A 16,101-nucleotide genomic window follows, 5' to 3' on the forward strand; every position below is an offset into this window, starting at 1 on the left:
AATTATTAGACAACATCTCTATCAAGTAGCACTAACTTTAACTTCTTCAGCTTTAAAGAACTTTAATTGTATCCAAGAAGTCAGAATATGAGACAGTAAACCAATAGGGCCAGCAAGTAAACATAAAATGAGAGAATGAATTGTCCAAATTCCTTTTGTTTGGCCGTCCAAATAAATATATCGTCCCGTAAATAAATCTAAGACAATAAAATGAACCCATCCCGTTAACATGACAGGTTCTTGACTAAAAAGTTGTGCTAAAATCGGTAAAGTTGGGTTAGAAAATGCCGCCACAGACTCCGGATCGAGACTACCAGAAAAAAGATAAATATACAACCCCGCTAAGGGAACAAAGGGAAGATAGGAAGACATGACTTTTTCGGTGATTCCCCATTTAGGTAAAATAACCATTAATAACCAAAAAGGTAAGACATAAACATTGGCCAAGTTGAACAATAGACTCAAATCAAACATTGTAAAATTTCCTTAAGAAACTTGTTTTTTTGTGATTTTAGTGTAACGCATCTTAAAAGAAAGGTTATCATAAAATTGTACAATCAATCCCTCAATCTAAAAATCCCAATCCCAACTTTAAAATCCCGTTATGGTTAGTCCGTCTTTACTTTGGTTGATTGCAGGTGCTACACTTTGTTTGATGGAGGCAATATTTCCAGTGGCCTTTGTGTCCTTTCTGATGGGAATTAGTGCCATTGTTGTTGCTGCGATCGCTTTAATTATTCCTTACTTTCCCCTACAGGTTATCTTGTGGTTAAGTTTATCTACTCTTTTTGTAGTAGGTTCTCGGCGATTTGTTTCCGTCAAAAAAACCTTAAATCCTAATTTGGGGGACGCTGAAGAAGGAGAAACCTTAACGGCAATTGAACCAGGAAGAACAGGAAGAGTTTTGTATGAGGGAAATTCTTGGCAGGCCATTTGTGCTGATGAAAAAATAGCGATCGCACCTCATCAAAAAGTTTATATTGTGACAAGAAAAGGAAACACATTAATTATTTTGCCAGAATTTTTACCCAGATCTTAACGCGAACAATTAATTTTTCAAGGAGGTTTTAAAATGGGTCAGTTTTTCTTTTTAGTATTCCTGGCATTAGGTGGTTCAGCAGTGTTTGGTTCAGTAAAAATTGTCAATGAAAAAAATGAATATTTAATCGAAAGATTGGGCAGCTATAATAAAAAACTGGGGTCGGGGCTAAACTTTGTTGTCCCCTTTATTGATCGGGTTGTTTATAAGGGGACAATTCGAGAAAAGGTGATTGATATTCCCCCACAATCTTGTATTACTAAAGACAATGTTTCTATTACTGCTGATGCTGTAGTTTATTGGCGTATCATGGATATGGAGAAAGCCTATTATAAAGTAGAAAATCTCCAATTGGCCATGGTGAATCTAGTCTTAACCCAAATTCGTTCAGAAATGGGTAAGTTAGAACTAGATCAAACCTTTACTGCTAGAACTGAAATAAATGAGCTTTTATTGAGAGAATTAGACATTTCTACAGACCCTTGGGGAGTGAAAGTTACCAGAGTCGAATTAAGAGATATTGTACCCTCAAAAGCAGTGCTAGATTCCATGGAATTACAGATGGCAGCAGAACGAAAAAAACGGGCTGCAATTTTAACTTCTGAAGGGGAAAGAGACTCAGCTATTAACTCGGCCCAAGGACAAGCAGAATCACAAGTTTTACAGGCAGAAGCGAGGAAAACATCGGAAATTCTGAAAGCAGAAGGGGAACGTCAACAACAAATCTTAAAAGCCGAAGCTGTAGCAAAAGCGGTGGATATACTCTCACAAAAATTAAGTTCTGATCCCAATGCTCGTGAAGCTTTACAATTTTTATTAGCCCAAAATTATCTCGATATGGGAGTAAAAATAGGCAGCAGCGAAAGCAGCAAAGTAATGTTTATGGACCCCCGAAATATTCTTTCTACCTTAGAAGGAGTGCGTTCTGTGGTTGGGTTTCAATCGGATGAATATCAAAATTTAGCCCAAGAATTAGACAAAATAGATCGTCATTCGGCTGAATAAGTTTTCTGCTGGAATTTTTGGATTGTAATGTTATGAAAAAACATTGGCAAGCATTGATGATTTTTGTTTTAGTGACTTGTCTGATTGTTTTAAGTAATTCATTAGCTTATTCTCAGAAAAGTCCTAACTCTGAAAACAAGTTAAATGATGGCTCAGTGGTTTTCAACAATGAAACCCTCTTTGTTATCCAAGAAAAATTTGGGCCAGCTTCCCAACAACAACGAGCCAAAGAAATCAGTAACAGAATTGAAGGATTGGCTAAAGATTTCTCCATTCCTCTTGATTCTTTTCAGGTAGCAGAAGTCGAGGGAGTAGAAATTGTTTCCTCAAAAGATACAGTCCTGATTGGAATTACAGAAAGCGATGCCAAGGCAGCAGGTAAAACGCAAAAACAGTTAGCCGCAGAATATCTACAAAAAATAAAAACTTCTATCGCTCAATATCGAAAAGAACACAGCCTATTCAGATTAATTCAGAATTGGTTCTCTAACCCAATTGTAATTAAGCTGATTATAATTGCCATTGGCATTGTTGTGATTAATGTCATTTTCCGCTATCTGAGCCGTTCTCTGCCGCGCTATATTCCCAATTCCGATACTAGCTACTACCTCCGCAAAGTCATCACTTTCATCGGCTATTTAGCAATTGTTCTGTTTGTTACGATTGTTTTTAGCGATCGCCTGGGACAGTTAACCGTAGTCTTTGGGGTAATTGGTGCGGGGGTTGCCTTTGCCCTCCAGGAAGTCATCGCTAGTATTGCTGGTTGGCTTGCTATTTCCCTCGGACAATTTTACAACCCAGGAGACAGAATTCAACTGGGGGGCATTATGGGGGACGTAATTGACATCAGTATTTTGCGAACTACGGTCATGGAAATTGGGGCTTGGGTAAAAGCTGACTTGTACAATGGTCGTATCGTCCGCATTGCCAATAGTTTTGTCTTCAAAGAACCTGTTTACAACTATTCGGCTGATTTTCCTTTTGTCTGGGATGAAATTGTCATACCTGTTAAATATGGAAGCGATCACCATTTAGCCAGAGAAATTCTTCAGCGAGTAGCAGAAGAAGTCGTCGGAGAGTACGTCCCTCATGCCAACACTCATTGGCAAGAAATGGTACATAAGTATTTGATTGAAAATGCCAGAATTGAGCCGGCCGTTAGCCTGGTGACAACTGACAACTGGATGGAATTTACCCTACGTTATGTCGTTGACTACAAATCCCGACGGGTGAAAAGAGATCAACTTTTTACGCGCATTCTCGATGAATTCTTGATGACAGGCGATCGCGTTGCCTATGCTTCAGCCACATTCCACCTGGTGGAAACTCCGGTATTTGATGTCAGAATAAACCGTGACAGAAATGGCAAGGAAGACAGAAAAAATGATTAAATACTCAGCCAATTAGCGATCGCCCCAGGTAAAGGCAATAAAATTGAGAGTAACAAAATCAAGGAAAATAACCCTAATAAATCCCGTTTATTATCCAATTCTGTTACATCATTAAGGGCCGGTTGATCGGAAACAGGCATTAAGAATAAAAGGATCGCCCAAATTAAGAATTCCGGTCGAATCATAGCCAAAACTAACATAAAAATCCGAGTTAATTGGCCAACAATAATCGCAGTTCGTTGACCATACATAGCATGAATAATATGGCCTCCGTCCAGTTGTCCAACGGGCATTAAATTCAACGCTGTAACAATTAATCCCACATATCCAGATACTGCCAAGGGATGAAGATGAACAGCTTTTCCCACCAGAAAACTACTCCCTAAAACTAATTTAGCCAAAACAGCAAAAAGAAAGGAAAATCGCGGATCAAGGGCTTGAAAATTGAGGAGAGTTGAAGCTTCATTCAGAGGAAGATCAACTACTTCTGAAAGAGAAAGTCCCCACAACAACAGAGGAATAGTGATGATAAATCCTCCCAATGGCCCAGCCACTGCCACATCAAATAAAGCCTTACGATTAGGCACAGGAGACTTCATTTGAATAAATGCCCCAAAGGTTCCTAAAAAGAAAGGAATGGGAATAAAATAAGGTAACGTCGTGGCAATTTTATAACGAACCGCAGTAAAATAGTGACTTAATTCATGAAGACCGAGAATAGCAATTAATCCTAAACTGTAGGGAATACCTTGCAACAAGACACGGGAATTTGCTTCCATCATTTCCCTAGAAACTCCGGCAATTTCGGCCCCAACAAAAGTCGTTGTTAATAAAGTAACTAATAATAACCCCAAAGCAAAGAAAGGGCGAGTTAAGGGTTTTTCTGTTTCCTTCTTATCAGATTTGGCCCAAGGATTCGGAACTAAAGCAAAGAAGGGACCACCGCTTAAACCTTCTTGAAATAGAACTAAAAAGCGATCGCCAAATACCTGTTCAATATTTTTCTTAATCGATTTATAAGCTTCTTCTGGTGCTGTTCGCAACTTACCCCGACAGAGAATGGCCTGGGGACGATAATCTAAATTTTGTAGGTAATAAACTGCCCAAGGAAAACAATCTCTTAATGATTTTTCTTCATTGATTGTGATCGGGCGAAGTTTTTGGGATTCTTCAGTAGATTTCTCTGTGTCTTGGGAATCAACTATGGCTGAATTTTCCTTAATATTTTTGTCTGAGGTGGTAGGTTGTCCGAGTCGAATTAACCAGACATATACCGTAAAACAGATAATTAGGGGCGCAACCACTAATAATAAGGGCATCGGCTGATCCTGGCCCACAAATTCATACCAAATTGTCCAAACTAAAGCTGGCATCATCATCACCAACCAAATGATCCAGACAGGGGTACGGGTAATGGGGGCGACACTGCGCTTAACGAGAAAGTATGTAATTGCGCCTAAAATAATTAAAAGTAACCACATATTGAATAATTCAGATTGTGTTAGGGAGTATGCTCAATCAAAGCAATAATAGAGAGATAGCACCTATTCTCCATTGTAGGTAAGTTTTTAACATAAATGAATCCAAAAACCGTGAAAGCCTCTAAACCCCCTCGTCTGTTGTTAGAAGGATTGTTTGCTTTTCCTCCCAATCGGGAGATTTTAGGGGGAACAGCTTATTTAATTGTCGAAAAAGCAGGTAATGTCTTGATAGATTGTCCTTTCCTCGATGAAGATAATTATAGCTTTTTACAGCAGCATGGGGGCGTTAAATGCTTATTTATTACCCATCGCGGGGGTATCGGTCAATCAGTTAAAAATTGGCAAAAACGCCTTAACTGTGAGGTGGTTATCCAGGAACAAGAAGCGTATTTGTTGCCAGAAGTCCCTGTAACGACTTTTGAGACGGAAATTGTCTTAGGGGATAATATCTCTGGCATTTGGACACCGGGCCATTCTCCAGGGTCTTCCTGTGTCTATTGGCAGCATCATCAGGGGGTTTTGTTTACCGGACGGCATCTTCTCCCTGATAATCAGGGCCAGATTACCCCTTTACGCTTAGCTAAAACCTTTCACTGGTTTCGTCAGTTGCAAAGTGTGGCCCAATTACGCGATCGCTTTTCAGCAGAAACCCTCAATTATCTCTGTCCTGGAGCAAATACGGGATTTTTACGGGGAAAAGGACTGATAGATCATACTTATCAACATCTGTCAGCCTTAGACTTAGAGCAGCTTCGTCAGCAACCGACCCGTTTTTGATGGGGTGTAAAAAAAATCAGATTTCTCTCAATTTTGCTTAACTTTGTAACAAATTTTGATAAAATTTAATATATCGCAATATTTGAATTCAGAAAATCATTTAGGAGACAAAACCCCAATGGCAGGATTTTTCGGGCTGTTTAGCGGTCGTAAGGCCAAATACGTCGATGAACCCGACACTAATAATGCCCAAGCAGAAAATAAGGAAGCCTTTTTCTTGAGTGATGATGATGCGAAAACTCTCGGAAACGTCGAGTTTATGCGTAAACCCAATACCATTAAGCGTACATTTCCCAAGCGTCCAGGAGGTAAAGGTGGCGAAATTATCCAAGAAGTTTCTTCAATGGACAAGAAAACATCTGGAGATGATGGCGTTGTCATGAATAGCAATGATGCTACTTCTTCGACTCAACCCACTGAGGCAGCTAAAGCGGAGCGTCGTCAGGGTGATGATAGCATGGATATGTTCCGTAAAATGGCGCGGGATGTTAAAAAGCAATAAGCAACGGCTAAAACTCATTTAAAATGGGTTTTAGCTTTATACACAAACCTGATTGTAAGGAAAATTTGGTTCTTATGGTTCGTTTATTAATTGCTGCGAGTGGAACAGGGGGCCACGTATTTCCGGCCCTTGCTGTTGCGGAAAATTTACCGGACTACGAGATTGAATGGTTAGGGGTTCCTAACCGTTTGGAACAAACTTTAGTGGGCGATCGCTATCCCTTACATACTATCTCAGTCGAAGGCTTTCAAACTCGTTCTCCCCTCAAAAAGTTACAAATTTTCTTAAAGTTAATTGGGTCAATCTTTCAAGTAAAAAAGTTACTGAAAGAGCAGCAAATTGACTTAGTATTTACCACAGGAGGATATATTGCTAGTCCGGCTATTTTAGCCGCTTGTTTAGCAGGAATTCCTGCAATTCTTCATGAATCTAATTTTATTCCGGGTAAGGTAACAAAGCTATTAAGTCGTTTTTGTAACACCGTTGCTTTAGGGTTTGAAGGAACAGCGAAATATTTGCCCCAAGGCCGAACAATTTGGGTCAGTACCCCTGTGCGATCGCAATTTTATACCCAACAACCTTTAGACTTAAATATCCCTGAAAATGCCCCTTTAATTGTGGTTGTAGGTGGTTCTCAGGGGGCCGTATCTGTCAATCAATTAGTGCGTCAATCTGTTCCTGCTTGGTTAGAATTGGGGGCCTATGTGGTACATTTAACGGGAAATAATGACCCTGATGCTGATAGTTTAACCCATTCTCAATACATTTCTTTGCCTTTTTATGACAATATGGCGGGACTTTTACAACGGGCAAACTTAGCAGTAAGTCGTGCGGGTGCAGGAACATTAACTGAGTTAGCTATTACCCATACTCCTGCTATTTTGATTCCCTATCCTTTTGCAGCAGAAGATCATCAATCTTACAATGCTCAGGTATTTGTTGAAGCGGGGGCCGCTTATGTTTATACTCAGCAAGAATTAACCGCAGAAAAATTAACAGAATCTGTATTAGATTTACTAAAAAATCACGATAAACTACAACAAATGGCAAAAAATACTGAAGCTTTAGCGGTGATAGATAGCGCAGAAAAGTTAGCCGAATTGATTAGAAACTGCTGATACAAAGGTCTGTCTATTTACGCCGACGACTGCCAAATAAATGAGTATAAACATAGGTAAATTCACAACCTAAAAAGAAGATTTGACAAATGATATAAATCCAAAATAATAGTACCATAAACCCCCCAATTACGCCATAAGCTTGAAATTGTTCACCAATGCGAATTACGCCACTTCCAACTAATCCTTGAAGCAAAGAAAATAGACTAACTGTAATTAAAGCACCTAACCAAATATCTCCCCATTTTACTCTGGGAGACGGCAGAGTTTTAAACAACACCATAACCACTAAAGTTAAAAGCAAAAATGTAACGCCTACTTGTAAAGTATTCCAAAGTAAGGCTTCATCTACTTTAAACCAACTAACCACTTGTTCTACATCTTTGAGCAGTTTTAAAATAACTTTTAAGGCAATATTGGATAATAAAGAAATTAAGATTAAAGCTGTTGTACTAAGTACCAGCAAGAAAGCTACAATTTGATTTTTAATAAAGTCAATGACTCGCCAAATCAAACCATCACGAATAATTTGATTTTCATGAACTTTCCATATTTTATCAACGGCCCGATTTAAAGCATTAAAAATGCGACTTGCAGTGATAAATAAGATAGCAAAACCAATTAATCCCGCCCCTAAACTGCTCTCATTGAGATGGACTAAGGTACTTTCTACTATTTTATAAGCTTCCAGAGGTAAAGCCCCTTTAGCAAAGGTTAAAATCTGACTATAAGCACTGGTATAGGGGCCAAGAATTAACCCTGTAATACTGAGAATAACCAGCAAAATAGGGAATAGGGAAAAGATAGCATAATATGATAGTGCTGCTCCCATCTCTAAGCATTCGTCTTGTTGCCATTTAACAATAGTACGGGTTAATAATTGTACTATTTTCGAGGAAAGTAGGCGGGTTTGCACAAATTCAATCACGATGAATTGTATTTTATTAAGTAGTAGGTCAACAATAAGCTGTTTAAGAGTGCTAATAGGTTAGCATAATATGTCCTGAAGAACCATTATTTCTCGTTTAACGCCACCCCCACCCCTAGAAGTTCAATAATTAGTAGAAAATTTGCGATCGCCGGAAGATAGTCCCCTTACTACTAAAATTTTAATTATCAACTATTAACTTAGTGGGTAAACCATCAATACTTTTTTGATTTTTCTGCTCCCAATAATCATAAATTCCCGCTTCTCCTTTTTTTTCTGCCCATTCTATTAGTGTTTCTCTAGTTTCTTGATATTCATAAATTGGAACACCAAACCCACAGGAAGTCTGCGCCGAATTAATGGTTAATAAGATAATTTGTCTTTGTCCATGAAAAGAAGAAAAATAACCAGAAAAATTGTCCCATGCTTCATCTCTGGGGCGAATAACTCGGCCATTACCATAGAGACGAAGAATTAAAGGTTTATCCGAAAAACTACAAAACATGATCGTCATGCGTCCATTTTCTTCGAGATGAGCAGAGGTTTCATTACCACTCCCTGTTAAGTCAAGATAACCCACAGTTTGCTCATCTAAACAGCGAAAAGTATCAATTCCTTTCGGAGATAAATTAATCCTTCCCTCCATTGGTGCAGTCGCTGTAAAGAATATTTTTTGCTCCTCAATAAACTGAATTAATTCAGGGGTTAAGTTAGGATAAAATTTAGCCATTTTCTGCAAGATAATAGTGAATAGTTAACAGGCAAAAATCTAGAATTTATGTTATCATAAAAAAATAATAAAGTTCTTAAGCTCATCATGACTTCAGACAGTCTTTCCCTAACCCAAAACACTCCCGAAACTAACGAACCCTCTCCCCTTTATCATCCGATTATTATTCGCCTCGAAAAAATCACAAAAGTCTATGGGAGTGGTAATACCATTGTGCAGGCCCTAGATAACATTAATCTAAGCATTGAAAAAGGGGAATACTGCACCATTATGGGGGCATCAGGTTCAGGAAAATCTACTTTAATGAATATTATCGGTTGTCTTGACCGCCCCACATCAGGAAGCTATTATTTAGATAATGTGGACGTATCTCGACTACCTGACTCGGAACTCGCTGCCATCCGTAACGGAAAAATTGGCTTTGTGTTTCAACAGTTCCATCTGTTGCCCCAAATGACAGCCCTAGAAAACGTTATTTTGCCGATGATCTACGCGGGCATTCCTCCGCAACAACGCCGCGATCGCGCCCTAGAAGCCCTAGAAAAAGTGGGATTGGGGAATCGTATTAACAATAAGCCTAATCAACTCTCAGGGGGGCAACAACAACGGGTGGCCATTGCCCGCGCTATCGTTAACGATCCCATTTTACTCCTGGCCGATGAACCCACAGGGGCCCTCGACTCCCACACAACTGACGAAATCTTAGGGATTTTTGAAGAACTCAATCAGCTAAACATTACCATTGTCGTCGTCACCCATGAAGCAGAGGTGGCCCGCCATTCTCAACGGGTGATCTGGTTTCGGGATGGCCAGATAGTTCATGCCAATCTTAACCCCAATCAGCTACATTCTGTGACTGAGTAGGGGCAGATTTTTCGCGCAAAAACCCATGATTCTCAGCAAGATGTTGGTTGATTGATGAAGAAAGATTGCGAAGACAAGGGAAATCAGTCATAATAAAAAGTTAAGATATTTGTATTTTTGTATACCAATCTTTAAGATCTCTTTTTTTCCATCCTTTCGAGTTCAGAGGCATCAGTTAAACCTTGTGAATTGGCAACAACCCGAACTATCAAACTCTAGTTCCAACATCCAACAGCTGAAAAAGTATAACCCTGCGGCCATCGCCCGTTATTACAGTTTTCGCCCTTGGTACGTCATCTGGCGGGCCGTAACCATTATCTGGTCTTTCGGTTGGTTTCTCATCCATCTCCAGTGGCATCACTGGTTTAGCCCCGACAAAGACAATAAACAGGAATGTGCCGCCGAATTACGGGAAATTCTCACCCGTCTCGGCCCCACCTTTATCAAAGTTGGTCAAGCCTTGTCAACCCGTCCCGACTTAATCCGTCCCGACTTTTTGGGGGAACTGATCAAGCTTCAGGATCAACTGCCGCCCTTTGATAATGATACCGCCTTTGAGAGCATTAAGAAATCCCTAGGAACCAGTATTGATCAAGCTTATAGAGAAATTTCTCCCCATCCTGTAGCCGCGGCCAGTTTAGGGCAAGTTTATCGGGCTGTCTTACACACAGGGGAGGAAGTGGCCGTAAAGGTACAACGGCCCAACTTACGACCGACTTTAACCCGCGATCTCTTTTTAATGCGTTGGTCTGCTTGTCAATTTGGTCGATTTTTACCTCTTAATTTAGGCCATGATTTAACCCTGATTATTGATGAATTTGGCATCAAGCTGTTTGAAGAAATTGACTATGTTAATGAGGGAAGAAATGCCGAGAAATTTGCGGCCAACTTCCGAAATGATAAAGATGTTAAAGTTCCCAAAATTTACTGGCAATATAGTGGCGATCGCGTCTTAACATTAGAGTGGATTCAAGGTTATAAATTAACCGATACGGCACAAATTAAAGCCGCCGGAGTTGATCCCTACGAAATTGTTAAAATCGGTGTTACTTCAGGCTTAAAACAACTTTTAGAACATGGATTTTTCCATGCAGATCCTCACCCTGGAAACTTATTTGCCACCCTAGATGGACGTATGGCTTATATTGATTTTGGCATGATGGATCAGTTAGAAGAAGATACCAAAGAAACTATTGCCAGTTCAGTTGTTCAACTCATTAATCAAGATTATGATGCCTTAGCGCAGGACTTTGTTAACCTTGGTTTCTTAACTCCAGATACAGATATTAAGCCCATTATTCCTGCCTTAGAAAAGGTTTTAGGCAATGCGATCGGCCAAAGTGTAGGGGATTTTAACTTCAAAACCATCACCGATGATTTTTCGGCATTGATGTATGAATATCCCTTCCGAGTTCCCGCAAAGTTTGCTCTAATTATTCGATCTTTAATCACTCAAGAGGGGTTAGCACTCAGTTTAGATCCTGATTTCAAAATTGTGGAAGTTGCCTATCCTTATGTGGCAAGACGTTTATTAACGGGAGAGTCTCCCCAACTAAGAAAACGGTTATTAGAAGTCTTATTTAAAGACGGTAAATTCCAATGGCAACGATTAGAAAATATGATCGCCATTGCCCGTTCTGATCAACAATTTGACTTGTTACCAACGGCACAATTAGGATTACAATATATCTTGTCTGATGAAGGAAGATATTTGCGTCATCAATTATTGTTGGCCTTAACAGAAGATGATCGATTACACACAGAAGAAGTTCAAAGAATTTGGGCTTTAATTAGCGATGATCTTAAGCCACAACATTTATTTGATGCTGCGATTAATGCCCTGCGAGAACTGTCTACAGTAGGTGTAGCGGCGATTCTTCCCAATACAACTAACAGCAACTAAATTAGTTTAATTCGTGACCTGCCTTTTATGTACTACTTACCTGAACCGCCTTATTTTTTGTTAATTGTTGGCTTGTTTACGGGACTTACCTGTGGTTTAGCCTTTGAAGCAACTTTGAAAATGAATGTCAGAGAATTGTTGAAAAAACCAGCTAATCAGATGTTAAAAGGATCAGGTTTACAGTTACCTTTTCTCGGCATTTGTGTGGGAATTTGTGTCTTTTTATCGGCAGGATTAGAGGTGTTTCTCTTTGATCCTTGGCTTTCCTATTCTATTGCTTTACCCATGACCATTTTTATTGCTGCGTTAGTTTGGGTTCAACTCGAAAGCGTCTTAAAACAGATAAAAGAAGGGGGTTCCAAAGCCATAGATTTAGATGCGTTTTACTAAGTCAAAACCGATTAATACTTAAATATAAGCCCGCGAAGGCGGGCTTTGTTTATCTAGCCTAACCCTTCAGGGTTTAGGACTGAAAAAATAAATATTTCAAAATAGTTTCTAACCAGGAGGCCAAGTCATAAAACGACCCCCTAAAATATGTAAATGGAGATGATAAACAGTTTGTCCCCCATCTTCCCCATTATTAATCACAACGCGATAGCCCTTTTCTAAACCCACTTTTTTCGCTATTTTGTTAACTGTTAATAGCAAATGTCCTAATAAGGCTTGATCAGTTTCTGTTGTGTCTTCTAGCTTAGAAATAGGCTGTTTAGGAATGACTAAAATATGAATAGGGGCTTGAGGGTTAATATCGGTAAACGCTAGGGCTAAATCATCTTCATAGATAATATTAGCAGGAATTTCTCGACGAATAATTTTACTGAATATTGTCTCAGTCATTCGTTAACTAAATTACTTAGGTTTGTTAGCATAACTATTCTAACATTTAACGCTCTTTTTATAAGCATACTTCGACAAGCTGTTATTGAGCGCAGTCGAAATTGTTATTGAGCGCAGTCGAAATACAACTTGTTACAGCCTAGAAGGCTGTGTTACTGTAGAGCTTAAGCCATTTAATGCTAGGAGAAAAATTACTAATGAATCAAGGTAAAATTGTCGCAATTATTACTGGTGCTATTTCTATCTTTTTAGCCGTTGCTTATCTCCTTATTGTCCAATTACTAGATTATCGCGGTGAGATGATTCCTGCCCCAACCTTTGACATAATCCCTATATTTTTTGATGCCTATCAGGGAATAATTTTTTAGATTATAAATAATTGTAACAGTTTAAAGGGAAAGACTAGAATTATGCAGAGAAATCTAGTTACACTAAATAACAGTACGTTGGCACTATGATAATTCGGCAGCTATTTTTACTTGACTAGCTAACATGATTCCTTTGCAACTTAGCCTCAAAAATTTTCTTAGTTATCGAGATGCTATCCTTGATTTTCGAGGGTTACATACTGCCTGTATTTGTGGTGCAAATGGGGCAGGAAAATCTTCTTTACTTGAAGCAATTACCTGGGTAATTTGGGGTAAAAGTCGAGCAGTTACTGAGGAGGATATTATCCATACTGGGGTTGATTATGTGCGGGTTGATTTTGAGTTTATTAGTAATCAACAAATTTATCGAATTATTCGCAGTCGTCAACGGGGAAAAAGTAATAGTTCTTTAGAGTTTCAAATTGAAAGTGCCGGAGATTTTTTATCATTAACTGCTAAGGGAATTAGGGCAACTCAAGAACAGATTATTTCTACTTTGAAATTGGATTATGATACCTTTATTAATTCAGCCTATTTACGTCAGGGAAGGGCTGATGAATTTATGTTACGTCCCCCCACACAAAGAAAGCAGATTTTAGCAGATTTATTAAAGCTTGATCAATATGAAGAATTAGCGAGTCAAGCGAAAGATTTATCAAAACAATATAAGGGACAATCTGAACAAATTGAAATTAATTTATCGGGAATTAAACAGCAAATTTCTCAAGAGAAAGATATTAAAGAGAAACAAAAAGTCTTGGTTAAAGAATTAGAATATTTGCAAATTTTACAAGCAGAAGAACGTCAAAAATTACAGCTATTACAACAGGAAGAAAGTCAGCGTAAAACTTGGGAAGAACAATTAGGATGGCAACAAAATAAACAGCGAAGTTTACAACAAGATGAAAAAAGATTGACTCAAGAAAAATTAGAATTAACTAATCAATTAACCAAACAAAAAGAATTGCTTGATCAAGAAGCAGAAATTAACCATAAATATCAAGAATTATTCCAACTTCAGAAGGAAGAAGAAAACTTATCTCAGCAGTTTCAATTATATCAAGATGCACAACAAAAAAGACAACAACTAGAACAAGATATTTTAAAACAAAATAATCAACTACAATTACAAACTAGACAAATACAAACCCGTTTAGAACATTTAGAAGAACAAGAAAAAGACTTACAGCAAATTTTGAATCGTTCAGAAGAAGTAAAAGCTGCCCTACAAAAATTATATCACCATCGTCAACGATTACAAGAATTAGATCAATTACAGCATAAAGCAACCCCTTTACTGAAACAAAAACAAACCTTAGAGACTGAACTTGAAAAAATAAAAGCCAACTTAACAGCAAAATTAGAACAACTTGAAATCTTAGAAAAACAGTATTTAGAAGAACTGGATAAGATTCCTGAAAAACGACAAATTGCTATTAATATTGATGGTAAGATTCAAGAACTTGATAAAAAGAAAGTTTATCAAAAACGGGTGCAAGAAAAAGCACAAGAAAGACAGGTTTTGCAAGAAAGATTAAAAGCAAATCAACGTAGTCATGAAGAAAAAACAGAAGAATTACAACAGAAATTAAACCTATTAGAAATTCCTGAATCAGCTTGTCCCCTTTGTGAACAAGAATTAGATGAAAATCACCGTCATCATGTCATTGGAAAAACCCAAAAACAACAGCAAGAAATTCAAGATCAAATTTGGCTGTTACGGGAACAAATGTCTGTCAGTAAGCGAGAAATTCAGTCTTTACAAATTGAATATCAACAATTAGAAAAAGAAGGACAGTCTTATGTAAGATTACAACAAAAATTTAGTCAAATTGAAGCACAACTTGATCAAGCAGGGGAAGTCAAAATTAAGTTAAAGAAAGTTCAACAAGAAAAAGGCAATATTGATAAATTTATAACCCTAGAAACCTACGGATTAGAATTACAATCAGAACTAAAAATGATCAATCAAAAATTACAAGAATTTAATTATGATGAACAAACTCATGGGTTAGCAAGGGGTGAAGTTGAAAGGTGGAGATGGGCAGAAATTAAGCAAGCTAAAATTGATGAGGCAACCCGTAATCTAAGAATAATTAATCAGCAAAAACCTAATTTAATCAAACAACTTTCCCAGTTACAAATTCAGATTAAACAATTACATGATGATTCAGAAATCAAACAAAAAATCAATCAAGTTGAGCAATCCCTTAAAGAATTAGGTTATGATAGATCTCATCATCAAAAAGTATCTAACTATATTCGTCAATCTCAATCTTTGGTGATTAGTTATCAAAAATTACAGGAAGCTAAACAGCAATATCCTAAATTAGAAGAACAGTTAAATATTGTTGACAATAGATTACAAGCGAATCAAAAAGACCAAGAAAAAATACAACAGGAAATCAAACAATTATCCGAGTATTTTAACAAGATAAAAGATAATCGTCAGGAAATTATAACCCTAGAGAAAAAGATTCAAACTCAACGACAAAAATTAGATGAATTATTGGCACAAAAAGGAAGATTAGAACAAGCTTTATCTCAATTAGATACTCTTAAAGAACAATCTCAGGAACAAAGTGAACAACTTAAACAAGTAAAAAAACAATATAGAATTTATCAAGAATTAACCAAAGCATTTGGTAAAAATGGTATTCAAGCTTTAATGATTGAAAATGTTTTACCCCAATTAGAAGCAGAAACCAATCAAGTTTTATCACGCTTAACAGGCAATCAACTTCATATACAATTTATCACACAACGGGCGGGAAAAGGTAGCAGTTCCCGCGCAAAATCTGCTAAACTAATAGATACATTAGATATTATTATTGCTGATGATAAAGGAACCCGTGCTTATGAAACTTATTCCGGTGGTGAGGCTTTTCGGATTAATTTTTCTGTTCGTTTAGCCTTAGCAAAATTATTAGCACAACGGGCAGGAACTTCTTTACAAATGTTAATTATTGATGAAGGATTTGGAACCCAAGATGCAGAAGGATGTGAGCGTTTAGTGGCGGCAATTAATGCAATTTCTGCTGATTTTTCTTGCATTCTAGCTGTTACCCATATGCCTCAATTTAAGGAAGCATTTCAACATCGTATAGAAGTGTATAAAACCGATAAAGGATCAAAATTAAGTTTAGCGAGTTAGT

At 37.8% G+C, this 16,101-nt stretch carries 16 protein-coding genes; 11 read left to right on the plus strand and 5 right to left on the minus strand.

Annotated elements, in window-relative coordinates; all coding sequences use genetic code 11:
- Nucleotides 1–21: 21 nt before the first annotated feature.
- Entirely contained in the window at nucleotides 22–474 is a 453-nt protein-coding gene (locus tag VB691_RS13985) for an ABA4-like family protein (RefSeq protein ID WP_323292110.1), read from the minus strand.
- A gap of 130 nt (nucleotides 475–604) precedes the next feature.
- Here VB691_RS13985 and VB691_RS13990 point away from each other — a divergent pair, with 130 nt between their 5' ends.
- The 3 genes from VB691_RS13990 to VB691_RS14000 are packed head-to-tail and all read left to right on the plus strand — an operon-like array spanning nucleotide 605 to nucleotide 3,435.
- Nucleotides 605–1,039, plus strand: a complete 435-nt coding sequence (locus VB691_RS13990; protein WP_323292111.1) for an NfeD family protein — start codon at nucleotides 605–607, stop codon at nucleotides 1,037–1,039.
- Between the two features lie 33 nt (nucleotides 1,040–1,072).
- Nucleotides 1,073–2,044 (plus strand): SPFH domain-containing protein, encoded by a 972-nt coding sequence (locus VB691_RS13995; protein WP_323292112.1) that lies wholly within the window; start codon nucleotides 1,073–1,075, stop codon nucleotides 2,042–2,044.
- A gap of 32 nt (nucleotides 2,045–2,076) precedes the next feature.
- The gene (locus VB691_RS14000) at nucleotides 2,077–3,435 is read left to right on the plus strand and encodes a mechanosensitive ion channel family protein (RefSeq protein WP_323292113.1); all 1,359 of its coding nucleotides are present in this window, start codon (nucleotides 2,077–2,079) and stop codon (nucleotides 3,433–3,435) included.
- On the opposite strand, the gene VB691_RS14005 is transcribed toward VB691_RS14000, so the two are convergent.
- Complete coding sequence (locus VB691_RS14005; RefSeq protein WP_323292114.1) at nucleotides 3,432–4,916, minus strand: site-2 protease family protein; 1,485 nt, start codon at nucleotides 4,914–4,916, stop codon at nucleotides 3,432–3,434. The genes VB691_RS14000 and VB691_RS14005 overlap by 4 nt on opposite strands.
- Nucleotides 4,917–5,012: 96 nt before the next feature.
- Between VB691_RS14005 and VB691_RS14010 the strand changes: the two genes are divergently transcribed.
- The 3 genes from VB691_RS14010 to murG all read left to right on the plus strand — a co-directional run bounded on the left by VB691_RS14010 (nucleotide 5,013) and on the right by murG (nucleotide 7,313).
- Nucleotides 5,013–5,693: an MBL fold metallo-hydrolase gene (locus tag VB691_RS14010; protein ID WP_323292115.1), complete on the plus strand. Its 681-nt coding sequence runs from the start codon at nucleotides 5,013–5,015 to the stop codon at nucleotides 5,691–5,693.
- Between the two features lie 118 nt (nucleotides 5,694–5,811).
- On the plus strand, nucleotides 5,812–6,195 hold the full coding sequence (locus VB691_RS14015; protein WP_323292116.1) for a hypothetical protein: 384 nt from the start codon (nucleotides 5,812–5,814) through the stop codon (nucleotides 6,193–6,195).
- A 74-nt stretch (nucleotides 6,196–6,269) separates the two neighbouring features.
- A complete protein-coding gene (murG, locus tag VB691_RS14020; protein WP_323292117.1) occupies nucleotides 6,270–7,313 on the plus strand; it encodes an undecaprenyldiphospho-muramoylpentapeptide beta-N-acetylglucosaminyltransferase in 1,044 nt (347 codons plus the stop codon).
- A 13-nt stretch (nucleotides 7,314–7,326) separates the two neighbouring features.
- Here the strand turns inward: murG and VB691_RS14025 are convergent, their stop codons facing one another.
- Entirely contained in the window at nucleotides 7,327–8,241 is a 915-nt protein-coding gene (locus VB691_RS14025) for a YihY/virulence factor BrkB family protein (RefSeq protein WP_323292118.1), read from the minus strand.
- Between the two features lie 181 nt (nucleotides 8,242–8,422).
- Nucleotides 8,423–8,971, minus strand: coding sequence for a pyridoxamine 5'-phosphate oxidase family protein (locus VB691_RS14030; protein ID WP_323292119.1), 549 nt, complete (start codon nucleotides 8,969–8,971; stop codon nucleotides 8,423–8,425).
- 87 nt (nucleotides 8,972–9,058) lie between these two features.
- Between VB691_RS14030 and VB691_RS14035 the strand changes: the two genes are divergently transcribed.
- The 3 genes from VB691_RS14035 (at nucleotide 9,059) to VB691_RS14045 (ending at nucleotide 12,128) form a co-directional block, all read left to right on the plus strand.
- Nucleotides 9,059–9,835: an ABC transporter ATP-binding protein gene (locus VB691_RS14035; RefSeq protein ID WP_323292120.1), complete on the plus strand. Its 777-nt coding sequence runs from the start codon at nucleotides 9,059–9,061 to the stop codon at nucleotides 9,833–9,835.
- Between the two features lie 226 nt (nucleotides 9,836–10,061).
- Nucleotides 10,062–11,738, plus strand: a complete 1,677-nt coding sequence (locus VB691_RS14040; protein ID WP_416245128.1) for an ABC1 kinase family protein — start codon at nucleotides 10,062–10,064, stop codon at nucleotides 11,736–11,738.
- 27 nt (nucleotides 11,739–11,765) lie between these two features.
- On the plus strand, nucleotides 11,766–12,128 hold the full coding sequence (locus tag VB691_RS14045) for a hypothetical protein (protein WP_323292122.1): 363 nt from the start codon (nucleotides 11,766–11,768) through the stop codon (nucleotides 12,126–12,128).
- 108 nt (nucleotides 12,129–12,236) lie between these two features.
- Here the strand turns inward: VB691_RS14045 and VB691_RS14050 are convergent, their stop codons facing one another.
- A complete protein-coding gene (locus tag VB691_RS14050) occupies nucleotides 12,237–12,578 on the minus strand; it encodes a histidine triad nucleotide-binding protein (RefSeq protein WP_323292123.1) in 342 nt (113 codons plus the stop codon).
- A gap of 197 nt (nucleotides 12,579–12,775) precedes the next feature.
- Between VB691_RS14050 and VB691_RS14055 the strand changes: the two genes are divergently transcribed.
- Together VB691_RS14055 and sbcC are read left to right on the plus strand one after the other, a co-directional pair.
- A complete protein-coding gene (locus VB691_RS14055; RefSeq protein ID WP_323292124.1) occupies nucleotides 12,776–12,946 on the plus strand; it encodes a hypothetical protein in 171 nt (56 codons plus the stop codon).
- Between the two features lie 124 nt (nucleotides 12,947–13,070).
- Nucleotides 13,071–16,100 carry an exonuclease subunit SbcC gene (gene sbcC / locus VB691_RS14060; protein WP_323292125.1) on the plus strand — a complete coding sequence of 1,010 codons (3,030 nt, stop codon included), beginning with the start codon at nucleotides 13,071–13,073 and terminating at the stop codon, nucleotides 16,098–16,100.
- The last annotated feature ends 1 nt before the right edge of the window (nucleotide 16,101 follow it).

The organism is Crocosphaera sp. XPORK-15E, assembly GCF_034931425.1.
GTDB lineage: Bacteria > Cyanobacteriota > Cyanobacteriia > Cyanobacteriales > Microcystaceae > UHCC-0190.

What these genes read in the sequence shown, in the direction of transcription:
- VB691_RS14045 (WP_323292122.1), top strand. Translation starts at nt 11,766, where the DNA reads ATGTACTACTTACCTGAACCGCCTTATTTTTTGTTAATTGTTGGCTTG.
- VB691_RS14005 (WP_323292114.1), bottom strand. Translation starts at nt 4,916, where the DNA reads ATGTGGTTACTTTTAATTATTTTAGGCGCAATTACATACTTTCTCGTT.
- VB691_RS14050 (WP_323292123.1), bottom strand. Translation starts at nt 12,578, where the DNA reads ATGACTGAGACAATATTCAGTAAAATTATTCGTCGAGAAATTCCTGCT.
- VB691_RS13985 (WP_323292110.1), bottom strand. Translation starts at nt 474, where the DNA reads ATGTTTGATTTGAGTCTATTGTTCAACTTGGCCAATGTTTATGTCTTA.
- VB691_RS13995 (WP_323292112.1), top strand. Translation starts at nt 1,073, where the DNA reads ATGGGTCAGTTTTTCTTTTTAGTATTCCTGGCATTAGGTGGTTCAGCA.
- VB691_RS14035 (WP_323292120.1), top strand. Translation starts at nt 9,059, where the DNA reads ATGACTTCAGACAGTCTTTCCCTAACCCAAAACACTCCCGAAACTAAC.
- VB691_RS14055 (WP_323292124.1), top strand. Translation starts at nt 12,776, where the DNA reads ATGAATCAAGGTAAAATTGTCGCAATTATTACTGGTGCTATTTCTATC.
- murG (WP_323292117.1), top strand. Translation starts at nt 6,270, where the DNA reads ATGGTTCGTTTATTAATTGCTGCGAGTGGAACAGGGGGCCACGTATTT.
- VB691_RS13990 (WP_323292111.1), top strand. Translation starts at nt 605, where the DNA reads ATGGTTAGTCCGTCTTTACTTTGGTTGATTGCAGGTGCTACACTTTGT.
- VB691_RS14000 (WP_323292113.1), top strand. Translation starts at nt 2,077, where the DNA reads ATGAAAAAACATTGGCAAGCATTGATGATTTTTGTTTTAGTGACTTGT.
- VB691_RS14030 (WP_323292119.1), bottom strand. Translation starts at nt 8,971, where the DNA reads ATGGCTAAATTTTATCCTAACTTAACCCCTGAATTAATTCAGTTTATT.
- VB691_RS14015 (WP_323292116.1), top strand. Translation starts at nt 5,812, where the DNA reads ATGGCAGGATTTTTCGGGCTGTTTAGCGGTCGTAAGGCCAAATACGTC.
- VB691_RS14010 (WP_323292115.1), top strand. Translation starts at nt 5,013, where the DNA reads ATGAATCCAAAAACCGTGAAAGCCTCTAAACCCCCTCGTCTGTTGTTA.
- sbcC (WP_323292125.1), top strand. Translation starts at nt 13,071, where the DNA reads ATGATTCCTTTGCAACTTAGCCTCAAAAATTTTCTTAGTTATCGAGAT.